The organism is Paracoccus aerius, assembly GCF_014656455.1.
Classification (GTDB): domain Bacteria; phylum Pseudomonadota; class Alphaproteobacteria; order Rhodobacterales; family Rhodobacteraceae; genus Paracoccus; species Paracoccus aerius.
Window position 1 is genome coordinate 1 of the sequence record NZ_BNCL01000013.1, and the last position, 12,239, is coordinate 12,239.

17 protein-coding genes and 1 tRNA gene are annotated in these 12,239 nt (G+C 61.2%); 13 read left to right on the forward strand and 5 right to left on the reverse strand.

The window, feature by feature from the left end:
• Window positions 1-216: 216 nt before the first annotated feature.
• Together IE224_RS14330 and IE224_RS14335 are read left to right on the forward strand one after the other, a co-directional pair.
• The gene (locus IE224_RS14330; protein WP_191311326.1) at window positions 217-666 is read left to right on the forward strand and encodes a hypothetical protein; all 450 of its coding nucleotides are present in this window, start codon (window positions 217-219) and stop codon (window positions 664-666) included.
• 87 nt (window positions 667-753) lie between these two features.
• The gene (locus IE224_RS14335) at window positions 754-1,131 is read left to right on the forward strand and encodes a hypothetical protein (RefSeq protein ID WP_191311328.1); all 378 of its coding nucleotides are present in this window, start codon (window positions 754-756) and stop codon (window positions 1,129-1,131) included.
• A gap of 153 nt (window positions 1,132-1,284) precedes the next feature.
• On the opposite strand, the gene IE224_RS14340 is transcribed toward IE224_RS14335, so the two are convergent.
• Together IE224_RS14340 and IE224_RS14345 are read right to left on the reverse strand one after the other, a co-directional pair.
• The gene (locus IE224_RS14340) at window positions 1,285-1,623 is read right to left on the reverse strand and encodes a hypothetical protein (RefSeq protein WP_191311330.1); all 339 of its coding nucleotides are present in this window, start codon (window positions 1,621-1,623) and stop codon (window positions 1,285-1,287) included.
• A 48-nt stretch (window positions 1,624-1,671) separates the two neighbouring features.
• The gene (locus IE224_RS14345; RefSeq protein ID WP_191311332.1) at window positions 1,672-2,235 is read right to left on the reverse strand and encodes a recombinase family protein; all 564 of its coding nucleotides are present in this window, start codon (window positions 2,233-2,235) and stop codon (window positions 1,672-1,674) included.
• A 257-nt stretch (window positions 2,236-2,492) separates the two neighbouring features.
• Between IE224_RS14345 and IE224_RS14350 the strand changes: the two genes are divergently transcribed.
• From IE224_RS14350 to IE224_RS14370, 5 genes are all read left to right on the forward strand, one after another.
• Window positions 2,493-2,855, forward strand: coding sequence for a hypothetical protein (locus tag IE224_RS14350; protein ID WP_191311334.1), 363 nt, complete (start codon window positions 2,493-2,495; stop codon window positions 2,853-2,855).
• A 247-nt stretch (window positions 2,856-3,102) separates the two neighbouring features.
• Entirely contained in the window at window positions 3,103-3,288 is a 186-nt protein-coding gene (locus IE224_RS14355; protein ID WP_191311336.1) for a hypothetical protein, read from the forward strand.
• A gap of 173 nt (window positions 3,289-3,461) precedes the next feature.
• Window positions 3,462-3,791 (forward strand): hypothetical protein, encoded by a 330-nt coding sequence (locus IE224_RS14360; protein ID WP_191311338.1) that lies wholly within the window; start codon window positions 3,462-3,464, stop codon window positions 3,789-3,791.
• A 51-nt stretch (window positions 3,792-3,842) separates the two neighbouring features.
• Entirely contained in the window at window positions 3,843-4,031 is a 189-nt protein-coding gene (locus IE224_RS14365) for a hypothetical protein (RefSeq protein WP_191311340.1), read from the forward strand.
• A gap of 157 nt (window positions 4,032-4,188) precedes the next feature.
• Window positions 4,189-5,628: a calcium-binding protein gene (locus IE224_RS14370; protein WP_191311342.1), complete on the forward strand. Its 1,440-nt coding sequence runs from the start codon at window positions 4,189-4,191 to the stop codon at window positions 5,626-5,628.
• Between the two features lie 261 nt (window positions 5,629-5,889).
• Here the strand turns inward: IE224_RS14370 and IE224_RS14375 are convergent, their stop codons facing one another.
• From IE224_RS14375 to lipA, 3 genes are all read right to left on the reverse strand, one after another.
• Entirely contained in the window at window positions 5,890-6,150 is a 261-nt protein-coding gene (locus tag IE224_RS14375; protein ID WP_268939200.1) for a DUF2513 domain-containing protein, read from the reverse strand.
• A 235-nt stretch (window positions 6,151-6,385) separates the two neighbouring features.
• Window positions 6,386-6,469: transfer RNA gene (locus IE224_RS14380), tRNA-Leu, on the reverse strand.
• A 48-nt stretch (window positions 6,470-6,517) separates the two neighbouring features.
• Window positions 6,518-7,474 (reverse strand): lipoyl synthase, encoded by a 957-nt coding sequence (lipA, locus tag IE224_RS14385; RefSeq protein ID WP_191311347.1) that lies wholly within the window; start codon window positions 7,472-7,474, stop codon window positions 6,518-6,520.
• Window positions 7,475-7,695: 221 nt separating this feature from the next.
• Here lipA and IE224_RS14390 point away from each other — a divergent pair, with 221 nt between their 5' ends.
• The 6 genes from IE224_RS14390 to nuoE all read left to right on the forward strand — a co-directional run bounded on the left by IE224_RS14390 (window position 7,696) and on the right by nuoE (window position 12,171).
• On the forward strand, window positions 7,696-8,160 hold the full coding sequence (locus IE224_RS14390) for a hypothetical protein (protein WP_167621643.1): 465 nt from the start codon (window positions 7,696-7,698) through the stop codon (window positions 8,158-8,160).
• 339 nt (window positions 8,161-8,499) lie between these two features.
• Entirely contained in the window at window positions 8,500-8,865 is a 366-nt protein-coding gene (locus IE224_RS14395) for an NADH-quinone oxidoreductase subunit A (RefSeq protein WP_167621644.1), read from the forward strand.
• Window positions 8,856-9,389, forward strand: coding sequence for a NuoB/complex I 20 kDa subunit family protein (locus IE224_RS14400; protein WP_167621645.1), 534 nt, complete (start codon window positions 8,856-8,858; stop codon window positions 9,387-9,389). Before IE224_RS14395 ends, IE224_RS14400 begins: the two co-directional genes overlap by 10 nt.
• 4 nt (window positions 9,390-9,393) lie before the next feature.
• Complete coding sequence (locus IE224_RS14405) at window positions 9,394-10,011, forward strand: NADH-quinone oxidoreductase subunit C (RefSeq protein ID WP_191311348.1); 618 nt, start codon at window positions 9,394-9,396, stop codon at window positions 10,009-10,011.
• 4 nt (window positions 10,012-10,015) lie between these two features.
• Window positions 10,016-11,254, forward strand: coding sequence for an NADH-quinone oxidoreductase subunit D (locus IE224_RS14410; protein ID WP_167621647.1), 1,239 nt, complete (start codon window positions 10,016-10,018; stop codon window positions 11,252-11,254).
• Complete coding sequence (gene nuoE / locus IE224_RS14415) at window positions 11,254-12,171, forward strand: NADH-quinone oxidoreductase subunit NuoE (protein WP_191311350.1); 918 nt, start codon at window positions 11,254-11,256, stop codon at window positions 12,169-12,171. The genes IE224_RS14410 and nuoE overlap by 1 nt, the downstream gene beginning before the upstream one ends.
• Window positions 12,172-12,239 lie beyond the last annotated feature (68 nt).

Below are 12,239 nucleotides of genomic sequence, written 5' to 3' on the forward strand. Positions count from 1 at the left end.
CTGATCGGGCCGATGATCTGGCCCGAAACGCCCCATCAACGCGAAGCATTGGCTGGCGGATAAGGTTGTTCAGAGCCGACTAAAAAGAACAGCGCGCCCGCGGCCTTCATCGCTGCCGGTCGAGCGGCCCTGCTGCACATCCAGGCGAACCGCCACCTGCTGCCGAAGTGCCGGGCCAAGTCAAAGACCACCGGCCAGCAATGCCGCCAATTCCCGATGGGGAACGGCCTTTGTTATTACCACGGCGGCAAGACCCCGAAGGGCAAGGATTGGCACCGGCCTCAGTGGCCGAAGAAGTCCTCGCCCGATGCCGAGCGCAAAATGGTGGCGCATCTGCGCGACCTGGAGCGGCGCGAAAAGCAGCGCTTGAAGCGGCTGGCCAGGATGACGGCCGAAGAACGTGCCAGCTATGACAAGTGGCACCGCGACAGGCCGTTGGGAACGCCCGCGCACCGTGCGGCCAAGCGCCTTGCCAGGCAGCAGAACGCAGAGATGCAGGCGCGCTATGCCAGCCCTCATCCTGCGCGCCCCGTCGACCCGGAACTGGCAGCCATACAGAACAGGATCGCTGAACTGCGGGCCCTGATGGCCGCCGTGCAGGGTGCAGACGCCCCGATCGAGGACCACCCAGCAGAAAGGACGCATGATGCCTTGAACAAGCCCTGAAACGGCGCCCTGCACGTGCGTCTGCTTCTGTCGAGACAAGCTGCCACCATCAGCGGGATTAACCTTCAGAACAGGAAAGGGCATCAGATGCCAAAGAAAGACCCCATGACGGCGCAGCGCGATCTGCTGCGCCGTGTCCAGTGCGAAGGCCTGGAAATTGCTTACGACGCGCTGGTAGCGGTCTGCAAAGACCCGAAGGCCCCAGCCCCTGCCAAAGCTACTGCAGGGGCCGCCCTGTTTCGGGCCGGGGGCGCATTCGATAAGGACGCCCAGCGGGGCAACGCCAAGCCGCCCGAAGAAATGACAGCAGAAGAGATTTCCGCCAGACTGGCAGAACTGCGGGCGCAGCAAGCAGAGTTTCTTGCGGGCGCACAAGATGCCGAACTGATCGAGCCCGAAGAAGACAAGGACGACGATACCGGCAGCCCTGACGACGAGGACGACCCCAAAGACCCGTTCGGCTAACGAACAGCGCCTGCGGCAATGGCAGCCACGGGCGCGAGACTGGAACAAGCGGCGGGGCAGCCTCTATGCCCCGCCGCAGTCGCCGGCAATAGTGCTACGCAGGAATGACGTGTGGCAGCAGCAGCAGGACCGTCCAAACCTCGCCTGACGGGGTCAGGACCGAACAACCAACGGGGGCCACGGTGCATCGTCGTCATTGGCCGGTTCAACATAAGGGAACGGTTCTGGGGGCAGGTCCCAGAAGACGTCGAGCGATCCGAAACGATCGGTGCAGCCATTGGTCCGGTATCTGTCTCGGTGCCTGTCCAGTTCCCGGACTGCCCGATTTCGGATAGCAGCATTCTGTGCGCCCAGCGCCAGAAAGGCGATGTCATCTAGCGCCCACCAGATTTCCACTTGATCGCGTAGCAATTTCGCTTTCGCCAGTTCGTTCATGCAGGCGAGAAAAAGCGAGGCTTCGCGGCGGGCGGCGGATTGAGTTTCAATGTCCATGGAAAAAGGTCCTGTCGATAAGCGATGGGCGATTGGTGTGCGCAGTTATCAGGCTGGCGCGGCGTGGTTTAAAATCCGGTAAACGCTGGCGCGGCCAATACCGAGACGCCGGGCTATCTCAGTCCCGCCCACGCCTTCCTTGTGCAGCTTCAGGACGTCTTCAGCCTTGGCTTGGGCCGTGGGCGCGCGTCCCTTGTATTTGCCGGCGGCCTTGGCCTTGGCGATGCCTTCGCGCTGGCGCTCCAGCATGATTTCGCGCTCAAACTCTGCCACGCCGCCTAGGACGGTTAACATCAGCTTGCCGGTAGGGGTGGAGGTATCGATGCCCATTGCCAGAATGCGCAGGGCAACGCCCTTGCTTTCGAGGCGGGCCAGCAACTCGACCAGATGCGCCACAGAGCGCGCCAGGCGGTCCAGCTTTGTAACGACCAGCGTGTCGCCTGTTCGGGCAAAGGCCAGCGCCTCTGCAAGCTGTTCGCGCTTCGCCACGTCGACCGACGAAACTTCCTCCGTAAAGATGCGCTCGCATCCGGCCTGCTCCAGATCGCGCAACTGCGCGGCCAGTCCGGCCTTCTGATCGATCGTCGAGGTTCTGACATATCCTATAAGCATTCTTACGACCCCTTAGTGTGTCTCACTGCTTCTAAGATGTTGTAAGCCGAACTGTCTCACAGCGTCAACAGTATTCTTGCGGGACAATTAACATGCCTTGCCGATACGTCCCGCTAGGGCTTGCTCTACTGGGACAACGTGTCTTTCAGTGGAGAGGAGCAGATGTAGTTGGCCCGAAGGAGCAGAGAGCCTTTCCACATATCAGGTGTAGATATAGCGTCACTACGAGCAACAGGCCGCCGACGGCGGAAGAAAGGATGTCGATGACCCTCAGCATAGATGACTTGGATAAAGCCAAAGCTGATCTCGCCAACTTGGAAGAACGAGACAGCATGGACACATCTGGCAACCCAGAAAAATACCACACCAGGATTCAACAGGCGCGGCGTCACGTGCGTGAGGTAGAAAAGGCACTGAAGGCAGCGGGCGCGATCCCCTACACTGACCAAGAGCGACTGGAACAACAACTAGACGCAGCTTTCCCAAAGGCCAGAAGTAAGGAAACGGTCGATTTCGAGGGGTCGCGCTATCGGCGGCAGTTTAAACCACTGAGCAAAAGTCGGTCTGGGAAGACTGTTACGCAGTGGCATCCCTATTGGGTGAAGCTAGCAGACGACTAATTCTAGACGTCCTAGAAGGCGCCTCAGGCAGGTGAGGAAGGGCGCCCCCGGCCCCTCCCTGGATAGTCCGAAACGCATCCCGAGAGCGGGCGCCCCCGACTGCAAGAAATTTGCTGCCCGCTGGAACTTTGGCCTAGGCCGGGACGCCAAGTATTGTCCGGCGGCGAGCCGTAAGCACATTCTCCTGTCTTGCGTGAACGTGCCCGTTCTGCCGAAGATGAGAGCAAGCGATTCTTCGGAATGTGCCATGACCGAAGCCGAAGCTGCACTGCGCAAGGCCTTGCTGGACGTGCTTATCGCGCTGCCCGTCAGCCGCCATAGCAGTCAGCAGACCTATGAGGAAGCGGCCGCAGCGTATGAAAAGGCAGCCGAGGATGCTCATCCTGCAGTAGCGGAAGTTTTCAGGGAAGCAGCAAAGAAGGTTCGCGGGTGAGCCTGTCCGTGCTGATTGACGGGCAGCCGCAGATGAAGTGGCAATAGTGGCTTTGGAGAGAACTTTGCGTGGATAAGGCTGACATTGCTCTGCTAGTTTCGAGTATTTCCGCAGTAGGCGCCGCTGCGAGCGCTGCTTTTGCTTGGCGACAGTCAAGCCTGACCAAGAGGTCCATGAAGCGGAAAAGGCTATCCGTTGAGCCGCAGATCGGCGCCGTTGCCGATCAAGATGGATGGACGATGGTGCGTCTGGTCATCCGCAATTTCGAGCCGCACGAAGCCCGCGCGACTCGCCTTGTCGCTTCTCGTGGCGCTGTCTTCTATCTTGACCCGAAACACACAAAGGGAGCCATGGACAAAACGCCGCTTCGCACCCGAGATATCGCGGTAAGGATCGCTCCGGCCCCAGCACATGATGTTGCCATCGTCCTCATGGCAAAGGGCGTAAAAGGCGCAAAGGACATCAGAGTAAAATGGCACTGGCTTGACGGAGAGCCGTTGTAACGATCGGCCAAGGTTCAGGCCGCAGCCATCAACAAACTGATGACCAAGGCCATGGACGATCCCAAGCTAGCGGCCGAACTACTGCGCAAGCACAACCCGTATGATGCCCAGGTCATGGGCCGGCAGATGCTGCGCAAGTGGAGCCTGCGGGTGCCGCAACTGGCCAACATCCTGAACGAGGACCTAGGCGGCTACAGCGAACAGGATCAGGCGCTGGACGAATTTATAGACGCAGACTGACTGACTATGATGCCAATCCCCAAGGCTGATTGCGGGACTTGCTATTCTAGCGGCCCCGCGTGGCCCTAAAGGCTCCACAGCAAGGAAGAGATAGACCCTTTCGCTTTTGTCTGTATTAGATCGCCGGAAGGATTCTTCCATCTAAGTTGAGGATTTGATGAAGTACTTGGGAACCGCAGGCGACGACTTTCTTTACGACGAATGGGAAACCATCACCGACGACCTGTTTGACGGGGGCATGGGCAACGACACCATTGCATCCTCCGGGGGCTACGACACCCTGGTGGGGGGAGCAGGAGACGATCTCTTCCGCATCCGGAACCAGGGTGATGTTCGGAAAGTCACCGTTGAAGGCGGCGAAGGACTTGATAGGCTCGTACTCGAGTCTTCGGATATTCCACTGGACGTGTCCGGCGTCGAGGTTCTCGTGCCACAAGGTATCCTTCAGCTGAGTGCGGATTTTCTGAACTCCTTCGAGCAAATTGAAGTGCTCAGGGAAAGCCGTACAGAGGCATACTTTGATGTTGTTGGTCGCGGGACCGTTAAGATACACGCCACCGCCGGTGAGTGGGTGAACAGGTTCCCTGACACTGCAGTTACAATTGGGGCTTCTGAAGAGGGCGGCCGGATTGATGGGTCCGCTTCAACGCTTGCTCTACGTCTAAATGCAAGCAGCCATGATGACGTACTGATCGGCGGGAAAAGTAATGACCACATTTTAATGGGTCAAGGCAAGGACGTCGCCTATGGCGGAAGCGGGAATGATTACATTTACGCCTACTTTGACCACTGGTCGTATACTGGAACAAATAGCCAGTACGGTGAAGGCGGGAATGATACTCTTCAAGGCGGGTATTACGACGATCGTCTGTTTGGCGGCTCCGGCAATGACCGTCTTCTTGGTGCGACCGGGAATGATGTCCTGAATGGTGGCACGGGAGCCGACCGGATGATCGGTGGCGCCGGTAACGATACCTATGTTGTGGACCATGCCAAGGATACGGTCGTTGAGCGGGTCAATGAAGGGCGCGACACGGTCAAGGCGTCCATTGACTACCGTTTGACCGCCAATGTTGAGAACCTTGTTCTTTCTGGGCGTAAGGACCTGAGCGGGATCGGCAATAAGCTGGCGAACGTCCTGGACGGGAATGCCGGTGACAACACACTGAACGGTGCTGCTGGGAACGATCTGCTTCGCGGTGGTGCTGGCAATGATACGTTGCTGGGCGGCCAAGGGGCGGATCGCCTTATCGGCGGTGCAGGCGCCGACCGCCTCAATGGGGGTGGAGGTGCAGACACATTCATCTTCAACTCTGCCTCGGACACCCTTGCGACAGCCCGAGATACGATCTCTGACTTTGGCACGGGCGACAGAATATCGCTGAAAAGAATTGATGCGGATACCTCACTCGCTGGAAATCAAGCTTTCGACTTCCTCGGATATAGCAAATTCACGGGTGATGCTGGTGAGCTAACTCTTTTGTCGAGCAGTCGGGGCACCTTGGTTCGTGGCGATGTGGACGGTGATAAGAAGGCAGATTTTGCGATCTTCGTTCTGGGCGCATCCGACCTAACGGCCGACGCCTTCATCTTCTGATACGAAATTGCTCGCTGCCATTTCTTGGCAAGCACACAACATGGCCCAGGCCGCGTAGCCGCGGCTGGGCCGCATCACTAAATGCGCTAAAATTACGCAGTTCGTTGCCATTGGCCGCCGTGCCGCCATTGCATCCGAACTAGAACTGGGAACATCATACGGCCTAACCGATCAGGCCGCCCAGATACACCCGAAGGCGATCCGCGCTCTCTGCCTGCAGCGCCTTGAACAGTTCGGTCATCGTCTTGACACCTGCCGTCTTCAGCAGCCCTTGGCACGCTCCATAACGGCCTTGTCGCGTAGATGCTCCAGCAGGTCATGGCCGGGCCACTCTGTGGCGTGGATCGAGTAGAGCAGGAAAACTTCGTCGGGCTCAGTTCCTCCGACGCGCTGCATCGTTGCGTCGATGAACCCTTCATTCGCCAGGCGTGCGACATGATATGCAATGGCATGGTCATCCCGGCCCGGCAGCACTATCTTGTGGATGCCGTCATGGGCAACGATCTGGTTCTCCCGATCCAGAGCAGGATGTCTCGAATCAGGTCCAGATCAAGCTTCCCTAATGGAGTCTCCTCAACAGCATGCTGACGGCCCAACGATGCAAGCGGGAAGGCCTAGGGGCAGGGATACAGCAAGCAGAACGGCAGTTGCCTACGCATTGCTTCTAAGCAGCCTGCTTACAAACTGCTTACAGAAGCGCCTAGCCGCGCTGCGGCTTGGCCGCTGCGCTTCAGGCTAACTTCTTGAAAAGAAAGGCTGGTACCCGAGGTCGGACTCGAACCGACATGCCTTGCGGCGGCGGATTTTGAATCCGCTACGTCTACCATTCCGTCACTCGGGCCTCTCTGGTGCCTGCCCTAGCGCGGGGCAGGCGTCTTTGCAAGAGGGGTCAGGCGCGGCCCAGCTTGTGCAGGCGGGCTTGGCGCAGCCGCGCGAAGTCGTCGCCCGCGTGATAGGACGACCGGGTCAACGGCGTGGCCGAGACCATCAGGAAGCCCTTGCCGAAGGCCGCCTTTTCATAGCCCGCGAATTCCTCGGGCGTGACGAAGCGGTCAACGCGGTGATGCTTGGGCGTCGGCTGCAGATATTGGCCGATGGTCATGAAGTCGATGTCGGCCGCGCGCATGTCGTCCATGACCTGCAACACGCTGCTGCGATCCTCGCCCAGGCCTACCATGATTCCCGACTTGGTGAACATCGACGGATCCAGTTCCTTGACCTTCTGCAGAAGGCGCAGGGAATGGAAATAGCGCGCGCCGGGGCGGACGGTGGGATACAGCGCCGGGACGGTTTCAAGGTTGTGGTTGAACACGTCCGGCCGCGCCTCGACCACGATCTCGACCGAGCCGGGCTTCGACTTCAGGAAATCGGGCACCAGCACCTCGATGGTGGAATCGGGGCTGCGGTGGCGAATGGCGCGGATCGTCTGGGCGAAATGGTCCGCGCCGCCGTCGTCGAGGTCGTCGCGGTCCACCGAGGTGATGACCACGTGCTTCAGCCCCAGCTTCTGGACGGCGTGGGCGACGCGGCCGGGCTCGAACACGTCAAGCGCGTTGGGCTTGCCGGTGGCGACGTTGCAGAAGGTGCAGCCGCGCGTGCAGATCTCGCCCATGATCATCATGGTGGCATGGCCCTGCGACCAGCACTCGCCGACGTTCGGGCAGCCCGCCTCCTCGCAGACGGTGGACAGGCGGTTGTCCTTCATGATGTCGCGGGTGCGCTTGTAGCCTTCCGACGTGGGCGCCTTGACGCGGATCCAGGACGGCTTCTTGGGCTGGTCTTGATCCGGCCGATGGGCCTTTTCCGGGTGTCGCTGGTCGGGAATCCGAAGATCGCGCAAGGCCATGTCCTTTCGGTCGCGGTTCCGACTGAAATAGCCCTTTCGGCCGCCGAACGCAACGGAGGGGCGCGATGCGAGATCCGGCAGCAACTAACGGAATGCAAGGAAGGCCGCGCGGTTCCGCCGGAAAGGCCAACAAACTCGTGTCTTCCGATGCGTGGAACCACTGTCGGCTCAAGGGGTTAGTCCGTCAATCAGACCATGAACACATGATGGAGGAATACCAGATGTCTTTCAAGTCGCTTACCGCCCCTGTCGCCCTGGCTGCCGCCCTGGGCTTCGGCTCGACCGCATTCGCCCAGACCATGGTCGGCACGCAGGAAATCAGCGCCGCCGATCTGGCTGCCGTGACCGAACATTGCCGCACCCTGGCCGCCGGGTCGGATGACCAGGCTACAAGCGCGACCGATCCCGGCGGCGAGGCGGGCAATTCCGGCAATGCCGACAACGACTCGGTTTCGGGCACGATGCCGGACACCGATGCGGGCACCATGGACGCAGCCCAGCCCACGACGGGGAACGAAGGCAACCAGGACGACGACTCGCGCGATCCGGCGGCGGCTGCCATGGCCAGCGACAATTCCGCGACGGCCACGACCGGCCTGGAAGGCAACCAGGACGCCGACCAGTTCTCGGGCACGATCAACATGGAGATCATCACCCTGGCCGACTGCCAGGCGGCTGGCCTGTAAAAGCCACGCTGAATATCGGCATTGCCGGATGATCCAGAAAGGCAGCCATCGGGCTGCCTTTTCTTTGTTGCGGCGCGGAGCCTGCGACATTTTCTCCACCCCCGGCCGTCGCGTCATGCGCGCCTTGAAGACCCGGCCCCCGGGGCCCATCTGATGCCTGTGACGGCCGGGCCTTGCCTGACCGCCACGCCTTACCGCACTGCCAAGACGCCGCGAATTGCGCCCGTGCCTGTGGCTTTGCGCCCGTTGACCCCGCTTGCCCACAGGTCTAAACGGACGCTCAGCTAACCCGTCGCGGGCAGCCACAGCTTTTCCGCGGCCGACAAGGGGAACTTGCCCGTGGAAACCTTGCTTCAGGACTATCTGCCGATCCTCGTCTTCGCGGGAATGGCCTCTGCCCTGGCCTTGATCCTGATCCTTGCGGCCGTTGTGGTTGCCGTGCGCAACCCGGACCCGGAAAAGGTCAGCGCCTATGAATGCGGCTTCAATGCCTTCGACGATGCGCGGATGAAGTTCGACGTGCGATTCTACCTGGTGTCGATCCTGTTCATCATCTTCGACCTGGAAGTCGCCTTCCTGTTCCCCTGGGCGGTCAGCTTTGCCGGCCTGTCGGACGTAGCCTTCTGGTCCATGATGGTGTTCCTTGGCGTGCTGACCGTGGGCTTTGCCTATGAATGGAAGAAAGGTGCGCTTGAATGGGCGTGATGACCGGAGCGAATACCGCTGGTCCCGACCGCGAGGTCGCGACCGCCAGCCTGAACCGCGAGTTGCAGGACAAGGGTTTCCTGCTGACCACGACCGAAGACATCATCAACTGGGCGCGCAACGGCTCGCTGCACTGGATGACCTTCGGCCTGGCCTGCTGCGCGGTTGAAATGATGCAGGCTTCCATGCCGCGCTATGATATCGAACGGTTCGGGACCGCGCCGCGCGCCTCCCCCCGCCAGTCGGACCTGATGATCGTCGCGGGCACCGTGACCAACAAGATGGCCCCGGCCGTGCGCAAGGTTTATGACCAGATGCCCGAGCCGCGCTATGTCATCAGCATGGGAAGCTGCGCCAATGGCGGCGGCTATTACCACTACAGCTATTCGGTGCTGCGTGGCGTCGACCGCATCCTGCCCGTGGACATCTATGTTCCCGGCTGCCCCCCCACGGCCGAGGCGCTGCTGTATGGCATCCTGCAACTTCAGCGCCGCATCCGGCGCACCGGCACGCTGGTGAGGTAACCCGATGTCCGTCTATCCCGATCTCGACGCGTTGGAGCAACTGGCCGAGCATATCAAGCTGCGGCGCGGTGATGAAATCCTGGACACCCAGATCGCCTTTGGCGAGCTGACGGTGACCACCGACCTGTCCAGCCTTCTGGACCTGGTCGAGTTCCTGCGCAGCGACAGCAGCTGCCGGTTCACGACCCTGATCGACATGACGGCGGTGGACTATCCCGAACGCGCGCAGCGGTTCGACGTGGTCTGGCACCTGCTGTCGATGTACCAGAACCACCGCGTCCGGCTGAAGATCGCGATCCGGGATGACGAGATCGTGCCGTCGCTTGTGCGGATCTATCCCTGCGCCAACTGGTTCGAGCGCGAGGTCTTCGACATGTTCGGGATCCTCTTCTCGGGGCACCCGGACCTGCGCCGGATCCTGACCGACTATGGCTTCACGGGCTTTCCGCTGCGCAAGGACTTCCCGACGACCGGCTATGTCGAGCTTCGCTATGACGAATCCGAGAAGCGGGTGGTCTATGAACCTGTGCGGCTGACGCAGGAATACCGCCAGTTCGACTTCCTCTCGCCTTGGGAAGGGACGCAATATGTCCTGCCCGGCGACGAAAAGACCAAGGGGTAAGGCCATGGACGGCGATATCCGCACCAACAACTATGACGACGGATCGTCCGACATGCTGGTCGGCGAACAGAAGATCCGCAACTTCAACATCAACTTCGGACCCCAGCACCCGGCGGCCCACGGCGTGCTGCGCATGGTGCTGGAACTGGACGGCGAGATCGTCGAACGCGCGGACCCGCATATCGGCCTGCTTCATCGCGGCACCGAAAAGCTGATGGAAAGCAGGACCTACCTGCAGAACCTGCCTTATTTCGACCGGCTGGACTATGTCTCGCCGATGAACCAGGAACATGCGTGGTGCCTGGCGATCGAACGGCTGACGGGCACCGTGGTGCCGCGCCGTGCCAGCCTGATCCGTGTCCTGTATTCGGAAATCAGCCGCATCCTGAACCACCTGCTGGGCCTGACCACAGGTGCGATGGACGTGGGCGCGCTGACCCCGCCGCTGTGGGGTTTCGAGGCGCGCGAACAATTGATGATCTTCTATGAGCGTGCCAGCGGCGCGCGCCTTCACGCGGCCTATTTCCGGCCCGGCGGCGTTCACCAGGATCTGCCGCCAGATTTGCTGGACGATATCGAGGCCTGGTGCGAAACCTTCCCCAAGGTCGTGGACGACCTGGACACCCTGTTGACCGAAAACCGGATTTTCAAGCAGCGGCTTGTGGGCATCGGCGTCGCCACCGAACAGGATGCGCTTGACTGGGGCTTCACCGGGGTCATGGCGCGCGCCTCGGGCCTTGCCTGGGACCTTCGCCGGTCGCAGCCCTACGAATGCTACAGCGAATTCGACTTCAAGATCCCGATCGGGAAGAATGGCGACAGCTATGACCGCTTCCTGATCCGGATGCAGGAAATGCGGGAATCGACCAGCATCATGAAGCAGGCGATCCAGAAGCTGCGGGCCGAAGGTCCGGGCGATGTCTTGGCGCGCGGCAAGCTGACCCCGCCCAAGCGGGGCGACATGAAGCGCGACATGGAAAGCCTGATCCACCACTTCAAGCTTTACACCGAGGGCTTCCGCGTCCCCGCAGGCGAGGTTTATGCCGCCGTCGAGGCCCCCAAGGGCGAATTCGGCGTCTATCTGGTCAGCGACGGCACGAACAAGCCCTACCGGGCCAAGCTGAAGGCGCCCGGCTTCCAGCACCTGCAGGCCATCGACTATCTGGCGCGGGGGCATCTGCTTGCCGACGTGCCCGCCCTGATCGCCACCATCGACGTCGTGTTCGGAGAGGTTGACCGCTGATGCTCCGCCGTCTTTCGCCCGTCCAGCCGGACAGCTTCGCGTTCACCCCCGCCAACCTGGAATGGGCGCAAGTCCAGATGTCCAAGTATCCGGAAGGTCGCCAGCAGTCGGCGATCATCCCGGTCCTGTGGCGTGCCCAGGAACAGGAAGGCTGGCTGTCGCGGCCTGCCATCGAATATTGCGCGAACCTGCTGGGGATGCCCTATATCCGGGCTCTCGAAGTGGCGACATTCTACTTCATGTTCCAGCTTCAACCGGTTGGCTCGATTGCCAATATCCAGATTTGCGGGACCACGACCTGCATGATCTGCGGCGCCGAGGATCTGATCGCGGTCTGCAAGCGCAAGATCGCGCCCACGCCCCATACCCTGTCGGCCGACGGCAAGTTCAGCTGGGAAGAGGTCGAATGCTTGGGCGCCTGCACCAATGCGCCGATGGCCCAGATCGGCAAGGACTATTACGAGGATCTGACGCCCGCGAAGCTGGAAGAACTGATCGACGCCTTCTCGGCGGGCCAGGTGCCCTTGCCGGGGCCGCAGAACGGCCGCTTCTCCTCCGAACCCCTGGGCGGCCCGGTCGCGCTTGCGGATCTGCAAGGGCAGGGCGATCCGCTGAATGCAAGCGCTGCCCTGGCCCGCGACATTGGCGAGACCGTCAAGCGCATCGACGGGACCGAGGTGCCGATCCTTGCCAAGTGGCTGCGCAAGCCCGAGGCCGCCGTGGACGACCGCACCGGCGTGGATACCGCCCCCGAACGCGCGCCGCGTCCCTCGGCAGGCAAGCCTGCCGATGCGACCGGCGTGACCGAGCAGGAGGCGCAGGCCGCCTCGGCCGCGCGTCCGCAGTCGGATCGCGAACCCGCAGGCGCGCGCGCTGTCGAGCGGTCGGAACAGAAGGACGATGCAACCGACCGCTGATGCGGTCCAGCGACGGGAAAAGGCCATGCGCATGATGATCCTGACCGACAGCGTCGCCTGCCCCGCAC

Excerpts from the sequence above, each read along its gene's own strand:
- IE224_RS14330 (WP_191311326.1), top strand. The coding sequence starts at position 217 with ATGGGGAACGGCCTTTGTTATTACCACGGCGGCAAGACCCCGAAGGGC.
- IE224_RS14335 (WP_191311328.1), top strand. The coding sequence starts at position 754 with ATGCCAAAGAAAGACCCCATGACGGCGCAGCGCGATCTGCTGCGCCGT.
- IE224_RS14340 (WP_191311330.1), bottom strand. The coding sequence starts at position 1,623 with ATGGACATTGAAACTCAATCCGCCGCCCGCCGCGAAGCCTCGCTTTTT.
- IE224_RS14345 (WP_191311332.1), bottom strand. The coding sequence starts at position 2,235 with ATGCTTATAGGATATGTCAGAACCTCGACGATCGATCAGAAGGCCGGA.
- IE224_RS14350 (WP_191311334.1), top strand. The coding sequence starts at position 2,493 with ATGTCGATGACCCTCAGCATAGATGACTTGGATAAAGCCAAAGCTGAT.
- IE224_RS14355 (WP_191311336.1), top strand. The coding sequence starts at position 3,103 with ATGACCGAAGCCGAAGCTGCACTGCGCAAGGCCTTGCTGGACGTGCTT.
- IE224_RS14360 (WP_191311338.1), top strand. The coding sequence starts at position 3,462 with ATGAAGCGGAAAAGGCTATCCGTTGAGCCGCAGATCGGCGCCGTTGCC.
- IE224_RS14365 (WP_191311340.1), top strand. The coding sequence starts at position 3,843 with ATGGACGATCCCAAGCTAGCGGCCGAACTACTGCGCAAGCACAACCCG.
- IE224_RS14370 (WP_191311342.1), top strand. The coding sequence starts at position 4,189 with ATGAAGTACTTGGGAACCGCAGGCGACGACTTTCTTTACGACGAATGG.
- lipA (WP_191311347.1), bottom strand. The coding sequence starts at position 7,474 with ATGGCCTTGCGCGATCTTCGGATTCCCGACCAGCGACACCCGGAAAAG.
- IE224_RS14390 (WP_167621643.1), top strand. The coding sequence starts at position 7,696 with ATGTCTTTCAAGTCGCTTACCGCCCCTGTCGCCCTGGCTGCCGCCCTG.
- IE224_RS14400 (WP_167621645.1), top strand. The coding sequence starts at position 8,856 with ATGGGCGTGATGACCGGAGCGAATACCGCTGGTCCCGACCGCGAGGTC.
- IE224_RS14405 (WP_191311348.1), top strand. The coding sequence starts at position 9,394 with ATGTCCGTCTATCCCGATCTCGACGCGTTGGAGCAACTGGCCGAGCAT.
- IE224_RS14410 (WP_167621647.1), top strand. The coding sequence starts at position 10,016 with ATGGACGGCGATATCCGCACCAACAACTATGACGACGGATCGTCCGAC.
- nuoE (WP_191311350.1), top strand. The coding sequence starts at position 11,254 with ATGCTCCGCCGTCTTTCGCCCGTCCAGCCGGACAGCTTCGCGTTCACC.